13 protein-coding genes are annotated in these 15995 nt (G+C 40.9%); 7 read left to right on the forward strand and 6 right to left on the reverse strand.

The window, feature by feature from the left end; translation table 11 throughout:
* The 5 genes from L0B70_RS13055 (at position 1) to L0B70_RS13075 (ending at position 4050) form a co-directional block, all read left to right on the forward strand.
* On the forward strand, positions 1-1056 hold the full coding sequence (locus L0B70_RS13055; protein WP_235142214.1) for a hypothetical protein: 1056 nt from the start codon (positions 1-3) through the stop codon (positions 1054-1056).
* A complete protein-coding gene (locus L0B70_RS13060; RefSeq protein ID WP_235142215.1) occupies positions 1034-2647 on the forward strand; it encodes a patatin-like phospholipase family protein in 1614 nt (537 codons plus the stop codon). The genes L0B70_RS13055 and L0B70_RS13060 overlap by 23 nt, the downstream gene beginning before the upstream one ends.
* Before the next feature lie 38 nt (positions 2648-2685).
* Positions 2686-2946, forward strand: coding sequence for a hypothetical protein (locus L0B70_RS13065; RefSeq protein WP_235142216.1), 261 nt, complete (start codon positions 2686-2688; stop codon positions 2944-2946).
* Entirely contained in the window at positions 2939-3535 is a 597-nt protein-coding gene (locus L0B70_RS13070) for a hypothetical protein (protein WP_235142217.1), read from the forward strand. The genes L0B70_RS13065 and L0B70_RS13070 overlap by 8 nt, the downstream gene beginning before the upstream one ends.
* A gap of 131 nt (positions 3536-3666) precedes the next feature.
* Positions 3667-4050: a hypothetical protein gene (locus L0B70_RS13075; RefSeq protein ID WP_235142218.1), complete on the forward strand. Its 384-nt coding sequence runs from the start codon at positions 3667-3669 to the stop codon at positions 4048-4050.
* Between the two features lie 115 nt (positions 4051-4165).
* Here the strand turns inward: L0B70_RS13075 and L0B70_RS13080 are convergent, their stop codons facing one another.
* The 4 genes from L0B70_RS13080 to L0B70_RS13095 all read right to left on the reverse strand — a co-directional run bounded on the left by L0B70_RS13080 (position 4166) and on the right by L0B70_RS13095 (position 8959).
* Positions 4166-5746 (reverse strand): DHA2 family efflux MFS transporter permease subunit, encoded by a 1581-nt coding sequence (locus L0B70_RS13080; RefSeq protein WP_235142219.1) that lies wholly within the window; start codon positions 5744-5746, stop codon positions 4166-4168.
* Between the two features lie 96 nt (positions 5747-5842).
* Positions 5843-6961 carry an HlyD family secretion protein gene (locus L0B70_RS13085; RefSeq protein WP_235142220.1) on the reverse strand — a complete coding sequence of 373 codons (1119 nt, stop codon included), beginning with the start codon at positions 6959-6961 and terminating at the stop codon, positions 5843-5845.
* A gap of 80 nt (positions 6962-7041) precedes the next feature.
* A complete protein-coding gene (locus L0B70_RS13090; RefSeq protein WP_235142221.1) occupies positions 7042-8358 on the reverse strand; it encodes a TolC family protein in 1317 nt (438 codons plus the stop codon).
* Complete coding sequence (locus L0B70_RS13095; protein ID WP_235142222.1) at positions 8342-8959, reverse strand: TetR/AcrR family transcriptional regulator; 618 nt, start codon at positions 8957-8959, stop codon at positions 8342-8344. The genes L0B70_RS13090 and L0B70_RS13095 overlap by 17 nt, the downstream gene beginning before the upstream one ends.
* 165 nt (positions 8960-9124) lie before the next feature.
* Here L0B70_RS13095 and L0B70_RS13100 point away from each other — a divergent pair, with 165 nt between their 5' ends.
* On the forward strand, positions 9125-9454 hold the full coding sequence (locus tag L0B70_RS13100) for a helix-turn-helix transcriptional regulator (RefSeq protein ID WP_235142223.1): 330 nt from the start codon (positions 9125-9127) through the stop codon (positions 9452-9454).
* Positions 9455-9480: 26 nt separating this feature from the next.
* Positions 9481-10320 (forward strand): arsenite methyltransferase, encoded by an 840-nt coding sequence (locus L0B70_RS13105; RefSeq protein ID WP_235142224.1) that lies wholly within the window; start codon positions 9481-9483, stop codon positions 10318-10320.
* 64 nt (positions 10321-10384) lie between these two features.
* On the opposite strand, the gene L0B70_RS13110 is transcribed toward L0B70_RS13105, so the two are convergent.
* Complete coding sequence (locus tag L0B70_RS13110; protein WP_235142225.1) at positions 10385-11038, reverse strand: response regulator transcription factor; 654 nt, start codon at positions 11036-11038, stop codon at positions 10385-10387.
* A gap of 151 nt (positions 11039-11189) precedes the next feature.
* Positions 11190-15848, reverse strand: a complete 4659-nt coding sequence (gene dnaE, locus L0B70_RS13115) for a DNA polymerase III subunit alpha (RefSeq protein ID WP_235142226.1) — start codon at positions 15846-15848, stop codon at positions 11190-11192.
* Positions 15849-15995: the final 147 nt, after the last annotated feature.

Raw genomic sequence — 15995 nt, forward strand, 5'->3', positions numbered from 1 at the left:
ATGAAAGCTCTATTTGTTTATCTTTTTTTACCCTTTCTTCTTCTGATTTCCTGTTCCAAAAGCTCGGGTGATATGGCATCGAACAGCGCTATAGGAACGGCAGATACGGCAGCGGCCTATGATTCGACGAATATGGTTTCTTTGGATACTTTAGGGGCGGTTGTTAATTTACCAAATCTCAATAAAAACGAGATAGACCATACGAATGCGGTACCCTCCGCTTCCATCACCGAAAATCATCCCATAAAAGATTCCGTACGGATTGCCTATAAAAAGGTACACCCAAATATTTTAAGTCGAAAATTCGAAACTATTACACCTGTCGTTCCAAACCTTACTGCGTCGGGGAAAAGCACCTACACTGCACCGCCACCACCCCTGCCGGATCCGGTGGAAGTCTCGCCCGAAGCGCCGGCGGAAGAGGAAAAACCAAAAAATGCGGTGCTTGGCTTCTCCTATTTTCCCCAAATTCCGCAGGATGAAACAAGGGATCTGCGGGTTTTTGTTAAAGTCCAGAGCAATGATAGGCAAGTTAAAGATAAATTAAAAGCGATCGAAAAGGAAGATCTTGAGTTTACAAAGACCGACGACAGCAGCGTGGTCTGCATTGTGAAAAACATCGAAGCCTTTAAAAAACTTTCGATTAAACCTATTTACGATACGGAAGATTTCAGAATCACGCGGGTTGATGATGACGTACAAAGTTTTTACGATACCGATCCCAACGAACAGATTCTGGATTTCAGGAATGGCAATTACTGGCACTGGAAGGTAAAAGCTATCGCAAAATCCCCGCACATGGGAAACGTTACGCTCCTCATTAAAGCCGAAACGCCGCAAGGACAAAAAATTAAACTCGCAGAAAGGCAGATTAATATTAAAATCGGCATTGATGCGCCAAAACTTTCGTTGTCTCAAAAAGCCTATCAGTTTGCAGATGCGCATTTTAAAGAAATCCTCTCCCTCATTATTATTCCTTCAGCATTATACTTATTTAATCTGATTCGAAAAAAATATATGCTTAAAAAAGAGGATGATCCACCAAAAAATTCTTAAAACACCAACGATGACGCCACTTCAATTAGAACGGCTGCTTTCAGATGCGCAACTGGATGCGACCTCCAAAAACAAACTGAAATCCCTTCAGAACAAAATTTCCGGAAAAGAATTTTCGGATATCCTGGATGGTGAAGGAAACCAATATGTGAATTTTGTGCAGGAAGGCGGCGGTGTTTGGGGCGTAGCTTTGGTCGGTTATCTTTATGCGCTCGAAAGTTTTGGAATACGTTTCCTGAGGATTGCGGGAACGAGTGCAGGTGCGATTAATACAATGCTCATCGCTGCGATGGGTGACCGCACAAAAAACAAAAGCACGCGGATTAAAGACATCTTATTTCAGTGGAAGTTTGAAGAGTTCATGGATGGAAAATCCATTGTAAAAAAACTGGCAAGCCGCATTCTGAAGAGCAAAAACTATATGAAGAGAATTGGCCTCTCGATCATTGTTCTTTTCTTACTGATTGTTATTTTTCCCTTTCTTATTCTTTTTCTCAAAATCAGTCCGTGGTATTATCTTGTTCCCTTTCTGGGATTATGTTTATTTGTTTATACGACTGTGCACTATTATCATCTTTTTCAGGTGAACCGGATCGGACTGAATCCGGGGCGTGCTTTCGAAAATAAAATGCAGGTGGCGCTCGACAGTTTCAATATTAAAAGCGTGAGCAATCTGAACGAAGAATACAATCAAAAAGAAAGAAAACTCAACCTGAATTACCGCCTCGGCAATGGCGAAGAATACTATAACACCGCCATCGAAAACATCAAAAATATTCACGAAAAAGAACTGACCAATATTGATATGGTAAAATTTAATTTTTTTCTGGAATCTGCGGAAGATAACGATCTTTACAAAGAAAACCCCTTTACGCTGCTGCGCTCGGATTATACAATTGTCACAACCGACATTAACGCGCAAATAAAAGTAGAACTTCCAAAAATGGCCAATTTATACTGGACGAATACCGATCTGTCCATTATCAGTCCGGCAAAATTTGTACGTGCATCCATGTCGGTACCCTACTTTTTTGAACCGATGATCACCAAAATCGATATTTCAAAAGACTCCATTATTCAGGCCTGGAAATTCTGGCTTAATGCAGAACCGGCAAATATTTTTGAAGAAGGCGTTTTTGTGGATGGTGGCAGCATCTCCAACTTTCCGATTGATATTTTTCACGAAAGCGACATTTTTTATCCACGAATCCCGGTGTTTGGAGTACGGCTGGTAGATCAGGCGGAACTGGGTGAGCCACGAGGTCCCGGCAGTAACAATATCCTGAAAAGTCCTTTCAGTTTTTTGGGAAGTATTTTCGATACGCTGAAAGGTTATAACGACAAAACTTTCTTAACCAAATATACTTTTTACAGCACCCACAGCATTCAGTACGTTGACTGCAGCCCAAGTAACTGGCTTAATTTTTTTATGGAAGACCGGGAGAAGACCGAACTTTTCAACAAAGGTTTTCGGGCTGGGCTGGACTTTCTGGAAAAATTCGACTGGCAAAAATACAAGTACGAACGCATGTTGGTGGCACTAAAGGAAAAAGGCATTTTTAAACAGGAAGCAAAACCAAACGTTGGCTGATTTCGGCGAAAAACGAATAACTTTTAAAATAATGGATCATGAGCAGAATTGAGGAAGTTCAAAAATTGATTGACACCTTCAAAATGGAACGCATAATTTATGTCATCTTAACATCAATTTCCGTGATAACATTAATTGGTTTGGGAATGTACATGGCGATTGCAGAACACAATATCGAAGGTTTTATTGCTTTGCTAGTGCCCTCCGGAACTTTAACGCTGTGCATTTTCAGAGTTTTGAAAATGTGGGATGATGCACTGAAATTTATTTCGAACAGTAATGATAACGATTATGAATAAGTCTTTTGGAAGTCTGAAAATTCTGCCCATTCTGGGAATTGTTTTGATATTAACAGGATATTTTTTTCTCACCTATCAAACCTTTAAATTAAAGGAGAGACGGAACGTTTTAAAAAAAGAAAATCAAGAACTTGAGCAGCTAAGAATCAGCAAAACTGCGGAAATTAAAAAGCTCGACAGTATCGCGGGGATTCAGAAGAAAATTATTGCAGAAAGTGCAGATCCGCACACCGTGCAGGAAGGTGAAATTTTGCAGGAAAAAATTCAAAACATTGCTACTTCGCACTTTACGCAGAATAAAAACAGCGAGAATAGCGAGGAAATCGCTGAACGGCTGGAAGCCGAAGGCTACGAGTATTTATATAACCGCGATGTAGAAAATGCCATAAAAAATTTCACCGCCAGCGAAAACGCTTTTAATGGGTATCATCAGGTTTATGAAATATCGCGTTTTTTGAAGCAAAATAAAGCACAACTTAGCGATACAAAATCTGAATTCTGGCCGGCGGCTTATCGCCAAATCCTCCAAAATTTCAGCTGGAAAATGCCCGGTGGTGCGAAAGAAAAGTTACAAACGTTATCAAAATAGACATTTTTCTATCCACAAAACGGAAAGAAAAATTTAAAGTAAAAAAGGTGAAATTGCTACAAAAGCGATCTTTTTGGTAGCTTTGAACAAATTTACAAGCGTAAAAAATTTTAACTTTATTTTTAATAGAAATGCAGGATATCATTAAAAAATTCAAATTTAAAGAGGTGGGAACCGTTCTTAATGCGCCGCCACATTTGGAAGCGCAGTTTTTGGAGATGGGTTTTAAAACCTCTTTAAATAAACAGGAAAAATCTTCAAACACTTTGGTTTTCATTAATAATCAGAAAGCGTTTTTAAAATTTCTGACAGAAGATTTACAATTAATTGAGCCGGATAGCATCCTCTGGTTTGCCTATCCTAAAGGAACTTCTAAAGTGAAAACCGATATTAACCGCGACACCATTCGGATGACGGGCGAAGAATTTAATATCACCACGGTGACTGCCATTTCCATCGACGAAACTTGGAGTGCCCTGCGTTTCCGACCGATCGAGAAGGTAGGGAAGAAATAAATTCAAACATCTATAAAAAATAAGCCACGTATAAAAAAGCCGCAGAAATTAATCTGCGGCTTTCCAGTTAAACTTTGAACACAACTACTAACCTCAAAGAATATTTTAAAATATTTTAATGCATTGCCTCGCTCACATCAATCGGCTCCCTGCCCTTTCTCTCTTTTACAAATAAAACGAACGGAATACAGATTAAAAAGAGGATTCCGAGATAAAGGAAAACATCCATGTAAGACAGTACTGACGCCTGTTTTAGTACCGTGAGATCTAACATTTTATAAGCGGCCTGCAAAGCGGCGTCGGGCGTAAAGCCCTTCGTTATAAAACTTGCCTTCAAACCTGCAACCCGCTGCTGCACCTCAAAATTATTCACATCGATATACTGCGCGAGGTTCGCTCTGTGTATTGAGGTTTGGTTGGCGATAAAAGTGGTGATGGCTGCAATCCCGAAAGAGCCTCCCAACTGACGCATCATCCCGGTGAAAGCCGCACCCTGACCGATTTCCTGACCTTTCAGCGTACTCAATGCCAATGAAGTGATTGGAATAAATAAAAGTCCTAATCCCATCCCGCGCACGATAAGCATCCAAAAGAAATCTTCTTTGCCTGTATTTGGCGTAAGAATATTGTACCCCCAAAAACTGTAAATAAAGAAAATTAATAATCCCAAAGAAACAAGAATTTGCTGCTTTACGCCACGCGTTAATAACCGCCCGATAATGGGCATCATTACCGCGGTCGTCAAAGCCGCGGGAATCATTAAAGCTCCCGACTGCAGGGCGGTCCAACCCAAAATACTTTGCGTGTAAAGCGGTACGATAAAGGTGGAGCCATATAAACCAAAGCCCAAAATAAAGGACATTGCGGTTCCAATCCGCAGGTTACCATTTTTCAACACGCGCAATTCGACAATAGGATATTTGTAAGTAAGTTCGCGCCAAAGGAAAAGAATAAATCCGATCACCGCAGAAGCCGTTAAAAAGACAATGACTCCGCTGTCAAACCAATCTTCTTCGTGGCCCCTTTCCAGTATATATTGCAATGAACCCACGGTGATGGCCAGTAAAAGAATTCCGTACCAATCGACGTCGATGGCCTTTCGCTTTTCGCTGAATTTTGGACTTCTAACAAACTGAAGCGTCATAATCGTCGCGGCAATCCCAAGTGGAATGTTGATATAAAAGATGTAGGGCCAACTGTAATTGTCGACTATATATCCACCCAGAGGCGGACCTAAAGTTGGTCCGATAATCACGCCTAAGCCATAAATTGCCTGCGCCATACTTCGTTTTTCGATGGGGTATGATTCGGTAATAATGGTTTGTGAGGTCACCAAAAGTGCTCCACCGCCGATGCCCTGCATTAAACGAAAGAAAACGAGTTCCCAGATATTCGTCGCATTTCCGCACAGAAACGAAAATATGGTAAAAATAATTATGGAGGCTGCGAAGTAGTTTCGTCGCCCAAACTGCTGGGAAAGCCAGCTCGTCATCGGAACAATGATGACGTTTCCGATGGCATAAGCGGTGATCACCCAACCCACTTCGGAAAGTGTGGCCCCTAAATTACCTTTCATTTCATTTAGCGCCACATTAACAATAGTGGAATCTACAATCTCAAGGAGGGCACACATTATCGCAGTAAGGGTAATGATTAATCGTCGGGAGCCGTATTCGACCAAGGAATCCTGTTGCATTTTTTTTTACGGGTATGAGGTACGGTGTAAAATGGATCAAGTACGATGTAAGATTGATTTTTACATGATACTTTTTAAAAAAAAATATTTTACAAACTATTGTAACGTAACGGTAGCTTTCACATTCATTCCGGCGCGCAGTTTTTTTGCGATTTTCGCGTCGAGGTTTTTAAAATCGATTCTTACCGGCAGTCTTTGAACGACTTTTACGAAGTTTCCGCTCGCATTATCCGGCGGAAGCAGGGAAAACGTGGAGCCTGTTGCTGGAGAGAAAGAACTTACAACACCTTCAAAATGATGATCCGGAAAAGCATCAATGTCGATTTCTACTTTTTGACCCTCCACCATTTTCGCCAACTGGGTTTCTTTAAAATTTGCGATCACCCAGCTGCTGTTATCTCTTACCAAACTGAAAAGCTGCGATCCGGCCTGTAAAAACTGCCCTTTCTGCGTAGAAACTTTGGAAACAAAACCATCTTCTGGCGCCAAAATTACGGTGTAAGATAAATTAAGCTTAGCGTTTTCAACATCTACTTCTCTTTGTCTCGCTACAGCGCTGGCCACGCCGATCTGTTCGGAGCTGGCGGCCGTCTGCGAGTTCACAATTCCTGTCTGTTGGGAAACCTGATTTCTTTGCTGTATCAAAACCTGCAACTGTCGATCCGCAGATTGTTTGGCAGCTAAAGCCGTTTCATATTGCTGTTGCGTTATTGTATGATCTTTAACCAAATTGGCATACCGCTTTAAATCCTGGGAGGATTTCCAAACGTTTACTTTTGCCGCTTCAATTTGGGCGTTCGCCGTAGCGATTGCCGCAGTAGTCGAATTGATGTTCCGCGAGGCCGCATTTGTGCTTGCCTTAGCCGTAGAAATATTGCTTCTTGCAGTTCCCAAGGCGGCTTCGGCAGACTGCAGTGCCATTTTTTGATCTCTGTTATCTAATGTTAGCAAAGTATCTCCTTTTTTTACAAACTGGTTATCTTTCACATAAACTTCCTGAACATAGCCGGAAATTTTCGAAATAACGGGACTCATGTTAGAAGCAATCTGCGCATCATCCGTCACTTCATGCGTTTGCGAAAAAGAGTAAGTTCGGTAGCCGAAAAAGCCGCCGACGATGAGAACGAATGCCAGAATGATGGGGAAGATGCGGTTTTTCTTTTTTTTGGATTCCGGGAAAAGTTCCGGTTGATCTGCAGTGGTGTTATTTTCCATTTTATATTTCCTAGTTTTTAGGTTTTCGCACGCTAATGTGCATATTTTAAGTTTTTTGATCTAAATTTCAGGGTGTTCTCCTATCTTGAAGTTAAGATTCCAGAAGTTTGCAGCAGTTTTCTGTTCGCCAGGGCCGCGTCCGCTTTCGCATTAACTACATTAATATTTGTGGTGATCTGGGCGGCATCGGCATCAAGAAGTTCTGTAATGGTAGCCAAACCATTGTCAAATTTATTTTTGGTAACGCGGTAATTTTCATTCGCCTGATCTGCGGCCTTTTCATAAACTGCAATTTTTCTCTTTGCAAATTCTGAATTTTGAAAATCTCTGTTCACTTCCAGTCTTATTTGGTCACTCAACAGATCATTGGTGGCGGTCAATTGCTTTTGCTGGGCTTCTGCACGGAGTAAAGACGAATTTTTCTTCCAAAGGTTATCGATATTGTACTGAATTCCCACACCAATATTGGCCGCATTCAGAATCGTTAAAATTTTCGGCACGTCGGCTGCGATATAACCGCCGGTTAAGGCAATTGTCGGTAAACTTTCAGCTTTCGCAGATTTAAGCCCGAGGTCCGCCGCTTTTCTTTGATAATCGATGGCCTGCAGATCTTTTCGGTTGCCGGTTGCCTCATTCAAATAATAAGAAACAGGATGGCTCTGGGAAAGTTCGTCGATATAATTTTCGTCAATGTCAATTTCTGTTGTGTCGGGAAGACCCAAAAGCAGGTCCATGTTGATGCTTGCAATACTGAAATTATTTTGAGCTTCCAGCAACTGCAGTTCGATATTTGATGTCTGCAAACTGGCCTTCAACTTATCGTTTCTTGCAATAATGCCATTATCTTCAAGTTTCTGAAAAGATTCGTCTCTTTTTTGGGAGACAGATAGATTTTCTTTAAAAACTTTAATAGCCTGACTGGCTTTGAAAAGATTGTTGTACGCCTGTGAAACATTATAGGCAATGGCAACTTTATCGTTTTCGGAACTTAATTTGGAGGCTTCAACTAGATATTGGGCAGATTGTATTCCATATTTAATTCGGCCACCAGCGTACAAAGGCAGTGAGGCGGCGACGTTGCCATAAAATGCGGAATTAGCTTTCGGCGACTTGCCTTCGTTATTTGAAGGCGGCAAAATCATCAGGTTAACATCCGCATTAGCAAGGGCTAAAGCACTGCCGGAAACTTTTAAACTCGGAAGTCTGTTATTGCGGGCTTCAAGATAATTAGCCGTCGCTTCCTGAATTTTCGCTTCATCAATGCGCAGATTTTTAGAATTTTGAATTCCGAGCATCACCGCTTCGTCCAACGTAATCGTTCGTTTTTCCTGCGCGTTCGCACCCGTCCCCCACGCTAAAAAAAACAGGGTGACAATGGAACTATATATTTTCTTCATAACCTAAGAGGTATTTTAAAAGGTTTTTAATGTGAATTTTTATTTCGTTATAGTAATCGTTTTCGTAACTATCGCCGCCGGCCATATATTCCCGGTAAATGGGAACCGTGTGGAGCGCCGTGAAAATGGTACCTGAAATTGTCGCGTGTAAAAATTCAATTCGCGGCTTCTTTGTAAAAATATTTTTCTCAAAACCGTCCTCAACAAGTGCGCTGTAAATTCGGAGAAATCCTATTTTAAACTCATTGATGAATTGAACAATGTGTTTGTTCTTGTTCGTCAACTGTTCGCGCTGCATGATGATGTAGAAGGTTCTTAACCGATGTACCCGATCAATATACCTGTTGATAATGAGGTTGATCTTTTCCCATTCATTCAAACTTTCGTTTGCTATAACTTCTTTACTGAAAGACAGACTTTCGTTCATCCGAAATTCGAATATTTTTTCAAACAACTTTTCTTTGGAGCCAAAATAATAAGAGATCATGGAAATATTTACGTTCGCCTCTTTCGAGATTTCTCTCGTCGAAGTTCCGTTGAAACCCTTTTGTGCAAAGAGTTTTTCGGCGCTAAATAAAATATTTTCTTCTTTAGATATCATCGTTTCCGTGTTTTTTGCGGGTGCAAAGTTAAACTATTATTTACAAAATTCAATCAAACGATTGATTTTTATTTCTCAATATCTAAAAAAAAATATTGAGAAATTAAATTTAATATCGTAATATTGCTATATTAAATAAAACCTCAATTTTTAAAGCTTAAATTAATGGGTATTACAAAATCTGAACACTTTACCGCGGAACAAAATGAAATCGCTACCCTCTTAAAAGCTTTAGCCCATCCGGCCAGAATTGCCATTGTAGAATATCTTTTGTCCGTCGACTCCTGTATCTGCAATGATATTGTGGCAGAACTTCCTCTGGCACAGCCCACCATTTCTCAACACCTCAAAGAATTGAAGAACGCTGGAATTATTAAGGGAAATATCGAAGGGAAATCTATTTGCTATTGCATCAACCCCGAAAAATTTAAAAAAGTACAGCATTTTGTAGCGCAGATCTTTCTTAAAATTGAAAAACAGACCAACTGCTGCTAATTGATAAACATCAAAATTTAAAAAAAATGGAAAACAATGCGCAAATTAAGGAAATGGTAAGGCAGAAATATTCAGAAATTGCTTTACAGGACAAGGAAACCAACGCTTCCTCCTGTTGCGGCAGTGGCGGCTGCAGCACGGAAGTTTATAATATTATGTCCGAAGAATATGACGACCTGAAAGGTTATGCCAAAGACGCAGATCTGGGCTTAGGCTGCGGATTGCCGACAAATTTTGCCAAAATTAAAACAGGCGATACTGTAGTAGATTTGGGAAGCGGCGCAGGAAACGACTGTTTTATCGCGCGTGCCGAAACGGGCGAAGACGGTCGCGTGATTGGAATCGATTTTACGGAGGCCATGATTATAAAAGCACGCAAAAACGCTGCGCAGCTAAACTACCAAAATGTAGAATTCCGGCAGGGCGATATCGAAAATATTCCAATGTCGGCGAATCTTGCAGACGTGGTCGTCAGCAATTGTGTGATGAATTTGGTTCCGGATAAACACAAGGCTTTTTCAGAAGTGTATCGTATTTTAAAACCGACAGGACATTTTTCGATTTCCGATATCGTGTTAAGTGGCGCTCTGCCCGAAAAGATTAAGAATGCTGCAGAGATGTACGCGGGTTGTGTGGCCAGTGCCATTCAGAAAGAGGATTATCTGAATATTATTAAGGAAGCCGGCTTTAAAAATATTGCCGTTCAAAAAGAGAAAGCGATCATTATTCCGGATGAAATTTTAATGAATTACCTGAACGAAGAGGAAATTCGAAACCACCATAATTCGGACACGAAAATTTACAGCATTACCGTTTATGCGGAAAAGGGCGAAAAGAGTTGCGATCCTAATTCCGGCTGCTGTTAAACGGAATATTTTCAGCTTTCAATTTTTTTGCAGTATAAAAAAACCACCTTTCGGTGGTTTCTTTTTAGCTAACTAAGTTATGATCTACGGCAAATTTTACGAGCATCGAGGAGTTTCTGACGTCCAGTTTCAGCATGATATTTCGCCGGTGCGATTCGACGGTATGTGTGCTGATAAAAAGCTTTTCTGCAATCTCTTTCGTGCGGAAGCCCTCGCAAATGAGATCTAAAACTTCTTTTTCGCGTTCGGTCAGTTCTTCGACACCGAATTTTTTACCCGGTTTTTCATCGACATTGCAGATAAAATTGAACAGCGCATTTTTCGTATCGTCATTTATGTAAACTTTATCATTAATCACCTGACCTAAAGCACGGAGAAACTCTTTGCCGTCGGTATTTTCGGTGAGAAAACTCCTGATCCCCTTATCAAAAAATTTCTTTATTAATCTTACATCCGTTTTCGAAGAAAGAAGCACAATCTTCAGAGCCGGATGTAAGGAAAGTAAATTTTCAATTTGTTCGAAAACCTCATTAACGTTAATTTCGGAAATATTCATAATGAGTAATTCCGACTGTTTAGTGACCAATGTTTCGATCGCCTCGAACTGCACGGTTCCTTTAAAATCGAACATGTTGGTGAACTGATGGTGATCGAGAAAACACTGAACGCTTTCTAAATGGAGCTCATGATTCTCATAAAGGATAAGTTCTCTTTTCATAAAATGTGTTTTAATTTTTACGAATTTAGTAACTTTTTCCCAAAAAACGACCGTGCATTTCACCCTTTTTCCGTGCCGCAAATCTGAAATAAATTTTAAAATAGATGCTTTTTAAATTAATTTTTTAACTTTTTTGCACCAAAAAAATAAATTAATTTAAATAAACTTCATATTTATTCATTTCATGAATAATTTCCAAAAGATTGCCATTAATATCAACATTTGCTTTCATCGATACCAATTCTATATTGGACTGATCTTCCGGATTTTTAACGAAGAAATTTAGTTTGTGTTCGCCGTTGGAATTGCTGAAGTTTTCCCGAAAAAAGTCGACATCTTCTCTTCTCAAATCATTTACATCTACAACAACCGTCATTTTTTTTGCGAATTTTTCGAAAGCGTCTTTTAGATCGATAACTTCCGAAACGTTCACGAAAACGCGGCCGTCATTTGCCTGGGAAAATTTAACTTTAAAAATAACAAAGCGCTGAACCTCAATTTTATCACGAAGTCTCATATAATCGCGGTCTCCAAGCCGAAAACCATAACTTCCGCTGTAGTCTTCCAAAGTGAGAAAGGCTATTTTTTCGCCGCTGTTTTTTCCGTCTTTCACAATATATTCCGTCACCAAGCCGGCTACCATATATTCGGGCGCATTATTTTTTAAGGCCTGTTTTTCTTTCCAGGAAAGTTTATCGTTATTAAAAAGATCCGGCTGCTGGTTCGCAAAAACAATGTTTTTGTAGGATTCGACTTCATCGAGATTGAGGAAGTTATAGGTTCCTTTCGGTTCGGCTTTTTTACCGGAATCTTCCAGTAATTCCGCCTCGTCGCCCTCCGGATTATCACGCGGAAGATCAATCAGATCCTCCTCGCTGTCGGCAATATCGTCCACAATATCGATGGGGACGGCAATTTTATCGAGTTCAATCTCCTCTTCTTTTTTGCCTTCCAGAATTTCTTTTTTGCTCAAAGCACCCTGAATAAACTGGAACTGAAATTTATATTCATCCAGCGGGTGCGCGGACAGGTAAAACCCGATGATTTCCTTTTCCTTGTTGAGTTTGTGCATATTTTGCCACTCTGGCGCCGGATTTATTTTGGGCTGTTCAATCTTCACTTCATCCGCGAAATCGGCGAAAAGCGAGTTTTCAATTTCGTTAATGTTGTCCTGAAAGCTTTGTCCGTAACGCAAAAGCCGTTCGATATTGGTTTTTCCGCTCGCGTCGATGTCGAAATACTGTGCGCGGTGATACCGGTCGACTTCATCAAAAGCGCCTGCTACCACCAAACTTTCAGCTACTCTTTTGTTCATTTGAGAGGACGGGATTTTCTCGAAAAAATCATAAATGTTCTTGTATCGTTCTGCTTTTCGCGCCGCCACAATGGCTTCACTCGGACCTTCGCCAATGCCTTTTATTGCGCCTAAACCAAAACGGATCTGGCCTTTTTCGTTCACCGCGAAAGCGTACTGCGATTCATTCACGTCGGGGCCTAAAACATCGACGCCAATCGCTTTACAATCTTCCATAAAAAGAGTAATCTGCTTCGTGTTGTTAATGTTGTTCGACATGACGCTCGCCATGTATTCCGCCGGATAATTGGCCTTTAAATACGCGGTTTGGTACGCAATTAAAGCGTAACACGTGGAGTGTGATTTGTTAAAAGCATATTCTGCAAAGGCTTCCCAGTCTTTCCAGATCTTGTTGAGTTTTGTTTCGTCCAGCCCATTCATTTTTCCGCCTTCCAAAAATTTAGGATACATTTTATCCAGTGTTGGCCGGTCTTTTTTTCCCATGGCTTTCCGCAACGTATCTGCTTCACCTTTCGTAAAATGTGCAAGTTTTTGAGACAAAAGCATTACCTGTTCCTGATATACGGTGATTCCGTAGGTTTCCTCCAAATATTCTTTGGTTTCTTCAAGATCATAAGTTGTCTCTTCGGAGCCGTTTTTCCGATTAATAAATGTTGGAATATATTTGATGGGCCCCGGCCGGTAAAGCGCATTCATCGCGATAAGATCACCAAACTTTGTCGGTTTGAGTTCGCGCATGTATTTCTGCATTCCCGGACTTTCATACTGAAAAATCCCGACCGTTCTACCCTCTTTAAATAACTGATAGGTTTTCGCATCGTCCAGCGGAATGGTATCCGGATTGATGTCGATGCCATGCTTTTCTCGGATGAGTTTAATGGCGCGTTTAATGATGGTTAACGTACGTAAGCCGAGAAAATCCATCTTCAGCAAACCCGCACTTTCCGCCACAGAATTGTCGAACTGCGAAACGAGAATGTCTGCATCTTTCGCCGCAATAGTGATCGGAACAAGATTGGAAATATCTTCCGGTGTTATAATGACGCCACACGCATGAATTCCTGTATTTCGGATGCAGCCCTCCATTTTTTGCGCGGCCGAAAGCACATCGAATCTTTCATCCTGCGGATTCGCTAAAATATCTTTCATCTCCTGCGCCAAAACTTTGTCTTCGGGCGCCAGTTTGTCAAACTTTGCAAAGGCTTTAGCAATATTCATTCCGGGTGAGGAGGGAATTAATTTCGCAATATTGTTCGTTTCTCCAATGGAAACATCCAAAACGCGTCCTGCATCCTTAATCGCCGATTTACCACCCAAAACGGAGTAGGTGATAATCTGCGCTACGTTACTTTTGCCATACTTTTCAACAACCCACTTAATGATCTTATCCCGTCCTTCGTCATCAAAATCGATATCGATATCGGGCATTGAGATCCTTTCCGGATTTAGAAAACGCTCAAAGAGCAGATCATAAGCAATCGGATCAACATTCGTAATTCCGGTACAATAGGCGACGGCCGAACCCGCAGCTGAGCCACGACCCGGACCTACCCAAACGCCCATCTTTCGGGCTTCATTACAAAAATCCTGTACGATTAAAAAATAGCCCGGATAACCCGTATTTTTAATTACGTCCAGTTCAAAATCGAGACGTTCCCGAATTTCATCCGTAATTTCGGGATACCTTTTTGCGGCGCCTTCGTAGGTTAAGTGACGCAGATACGCATTTTCGCCTCTTTTTCCGCCGTCTGCACGATCTTCTTCGCTCAAAAACTCTGATGGAATGTCATACTCGGGAAGCAAAACATCACGTTTTAAAGTGTACGGTTCAAACTTGGCGAGAAATTCCGTGTACGCTTCAAAAGCGTCAGGGAATTGCCGGAAACTTTGTTTCAGTTCCGCTTCATCTTTCATGTAAAATTCGTGCGTAGGCAACCCGCGTCTTTTTCCGAAACCCTTGCCAACAGGGGAAGACAGTTTTTCACCGTCTTTAATGCAGTATAAAATATCCTGAATGTGTGCATCGGATCGTTCGGTATAAAATGTTTCGTTTTGGGCCAAAATTTTCGTGTCATACTTCTCCGCAAATTCAAGCAAAACATCATTTAAATGTTCTTCCTCCTCCACCTCGTGGTTTTGAATCTGCACGTAAAAATCTTCTTTAAAAGTATTGGTCCACCACTGGAAAACCTCCTCGCCTTTCTGTTCTCCAAATTCTAAAATGGTACTCGGAATATCACCCAAAGTTCCCGCCGTTAAAGCAATTAGATCCTCTTTATACTCGGAGATCATTTGTTTTGAAATTCTCGGAACCCCAAAATAAAATCCGTTCACGTATCCGATACTGGAGAGTTTCGTCAGGTTTTTATACCCGTTCATATTTTTTGCCAACAAAACAACGTGCGTCCTGCGGTCGGGATCGTCCTTAGTAAACTGTTTTTTTTCGGGGCGGTCGGAAATATAAAACTCGCAGCCGATAATCGGAATCAGTTCTTTGCTTCTCGGTTCAGTCTCTTTAAACTCAATTCCTTCTTCCTGCGCTTTCTGTTTCTTATCTAAATATTCCTGATGTTTCTTTTTGATGTTTCCGTTGGCTTTTTCAACTTCCGAAACAAATTTAAAAGCGCCCATCATGTTTCCTAGATCCACCAGTCCAACTGCCGAAAAATTATTCTCCAGGGCTTTGTTGATGAGGTCATTTATGCGTGAGGAAGCCTGTAGCGAGGAATAAATACTGTGGTTATGAAAATTAAAATAGTCCCCGATCTCAATTTCGTTGGTATCGCCAAAATCGATTTTCTTTTTCTTTTTTGAAGCTGCGACCTGCCGTCTGATGATAATTCCAAATGGTTGAATCGGATGAGGATGAGTCTCAATAAATTCGCGGAGATCTGCTTCGGAAATCTTAAGTTGATCCGCGGGAATAACGCCAATCCTCTTCATTTCGAAGAAAATCTGAGCTGTTGCATTTACGTCGGCTGCGGCATTGTGCGCTTCGTCGAACTTTTGATTGTACAGTTTTTCGTAAAGTTCCGTCAGTTTTGGCGATTTAAACTTGCCGTTTCTTCCGCCGCCCAATTGGCAATAATCTGTTCCCAGAGCCATAGTATCAGCGGAGGGAATTTTTTCCAAAGCATTTTCTAGTTGTTTTCGGAACAGTTCGGCACCCACAATTTTGTAATCGAAATCGATATTATGGCCCGCCACAACATGGGCTTTTTTTAAAACATCCTGAAATTCAGCTAAAACTTCCAGCAGATCCCGACCTTCGGCATTTGCCATTTTGGTAGAAATTCCGTGAATTCTGCTGGCATTATAAGGAATGTCGTAACCATCGGGTTTAATGATGTAGTCCTGATTTTCGAGCAGCGTTCCGTCCTGGGCATGAAGCTGCCAGGCAATTTGCACCATTCTTGGCCAATTATCTGAATCAGAGAGCGGTGCGTTATAATTTTTGGGTAAACCGGTGGTTTCAGTATCGAATATTAAGTACATTGATGTCGTAAAGTTTGGGAAAAATCAGTAAGATTTTGGTAAAATTAGTGTAAAATTTCTTTAAAAAAAAGTTGCAAATTTTAGATCATTGAAATTGTTCACTAACGGCCAATTCCTCTGTTATTTTCCAAAATTTCCAATAATGAA

The sequence above is a fragment of the Kaistella sp. 97-N-M2 genome (assembly GCF_021513235.1).
Taxonomy (GTDB): Bacteria; Bacteroidota; Bacteroidia; order Flavobacteriales; family Weeksellaceae; genus Kaistella.

Coding starts and splice junctions, on each gene's coding strand:
- L0B70_RS13100 (WP_235142223.1), top strand. CDS start 9,125: ATGGGTATTACAAAATCTGAACACTTTACCGCGGAACAAAATGAAATC.
- dnaE (WP_235142226.1), bottom strand. CDS start 15,848: ATGTACTTAATATTCGATACTGAAACCACCGGTTTACCCAAAAATTAT.
- L0B70_RS13110 (WP_235142225.1), bottom strand. CDS start 11,038: ATGAAAAGAGAACTTATCCTTTATGAGAATCATGAGCTCCATTTAGAA.
- L0B70_RS13075 (WP_235142218.1), top strand. CDS start 3,667: ATGCAGGATATCATTAAAAAATTCAAATTTAAAGAGGTGGGAACCGTT.
- L0B70_RS13065 (WP_235142216.1), top strand. CDS start 2,686: ATGAGCAGAATTGAGGAAGTTCAAAAATTGATTGACACCTTCAAAATG.
- L0B70_RS13085 (WP_235142220.1), bottom strand. CDS start 6,961: ATGGAAAATAACACCACTGCAGATCAACCGGAACTTTTCCCGGAATCC.
- L0B70_RS13105 (WP_235142224.1), top strand. CDS start 9,481: ATGGAAAACAATGCGCAAATTAAGGAAATGGTAAGGCAGAAATATTCA.
- L0B70_RS13060 (WP_235142215.1), top strand. CDS start 1,034: ATGATCCACCAAAAAATTCTTAAAACACCAACGATGACGCCACTTCAA.
- L0B70_RS13080 (WP_235142219.1), bottom strand. CDS start 5,746: ATGCAACAGGATTCCTTGGTCGAATACGGCTCCCGACGATTAATCATT.
- L0B70_RS13095 (WP_235142222.1), bottom strand. CDS start 8,959: ATGATATCTAAAGAAGAAAATATTTTATTTAGCGCCGAAAAACTCTTT.
- L0B70_RS13090 (WP_235142221.1), bottom strand. CDS start 8,358: ATGAAGAAAATATATAGTTCCATTGTCACCCTGTTTTTTTTAGCGTGG.
- L0B70_RS13070 (WP_235142217.1), top strand. CDS start 2,939: ATGAATAAGTCTTTTGGAAGTCTGAAAATTCTGCCCATTCTGGGAATT.
- L0B70_RS13055 (WP_235142214.1), top strand. CDS start 1: ATGAAAGCTCTATTTGTTTATCTTTTTTTACCCTTTCTTCTTCTGATT.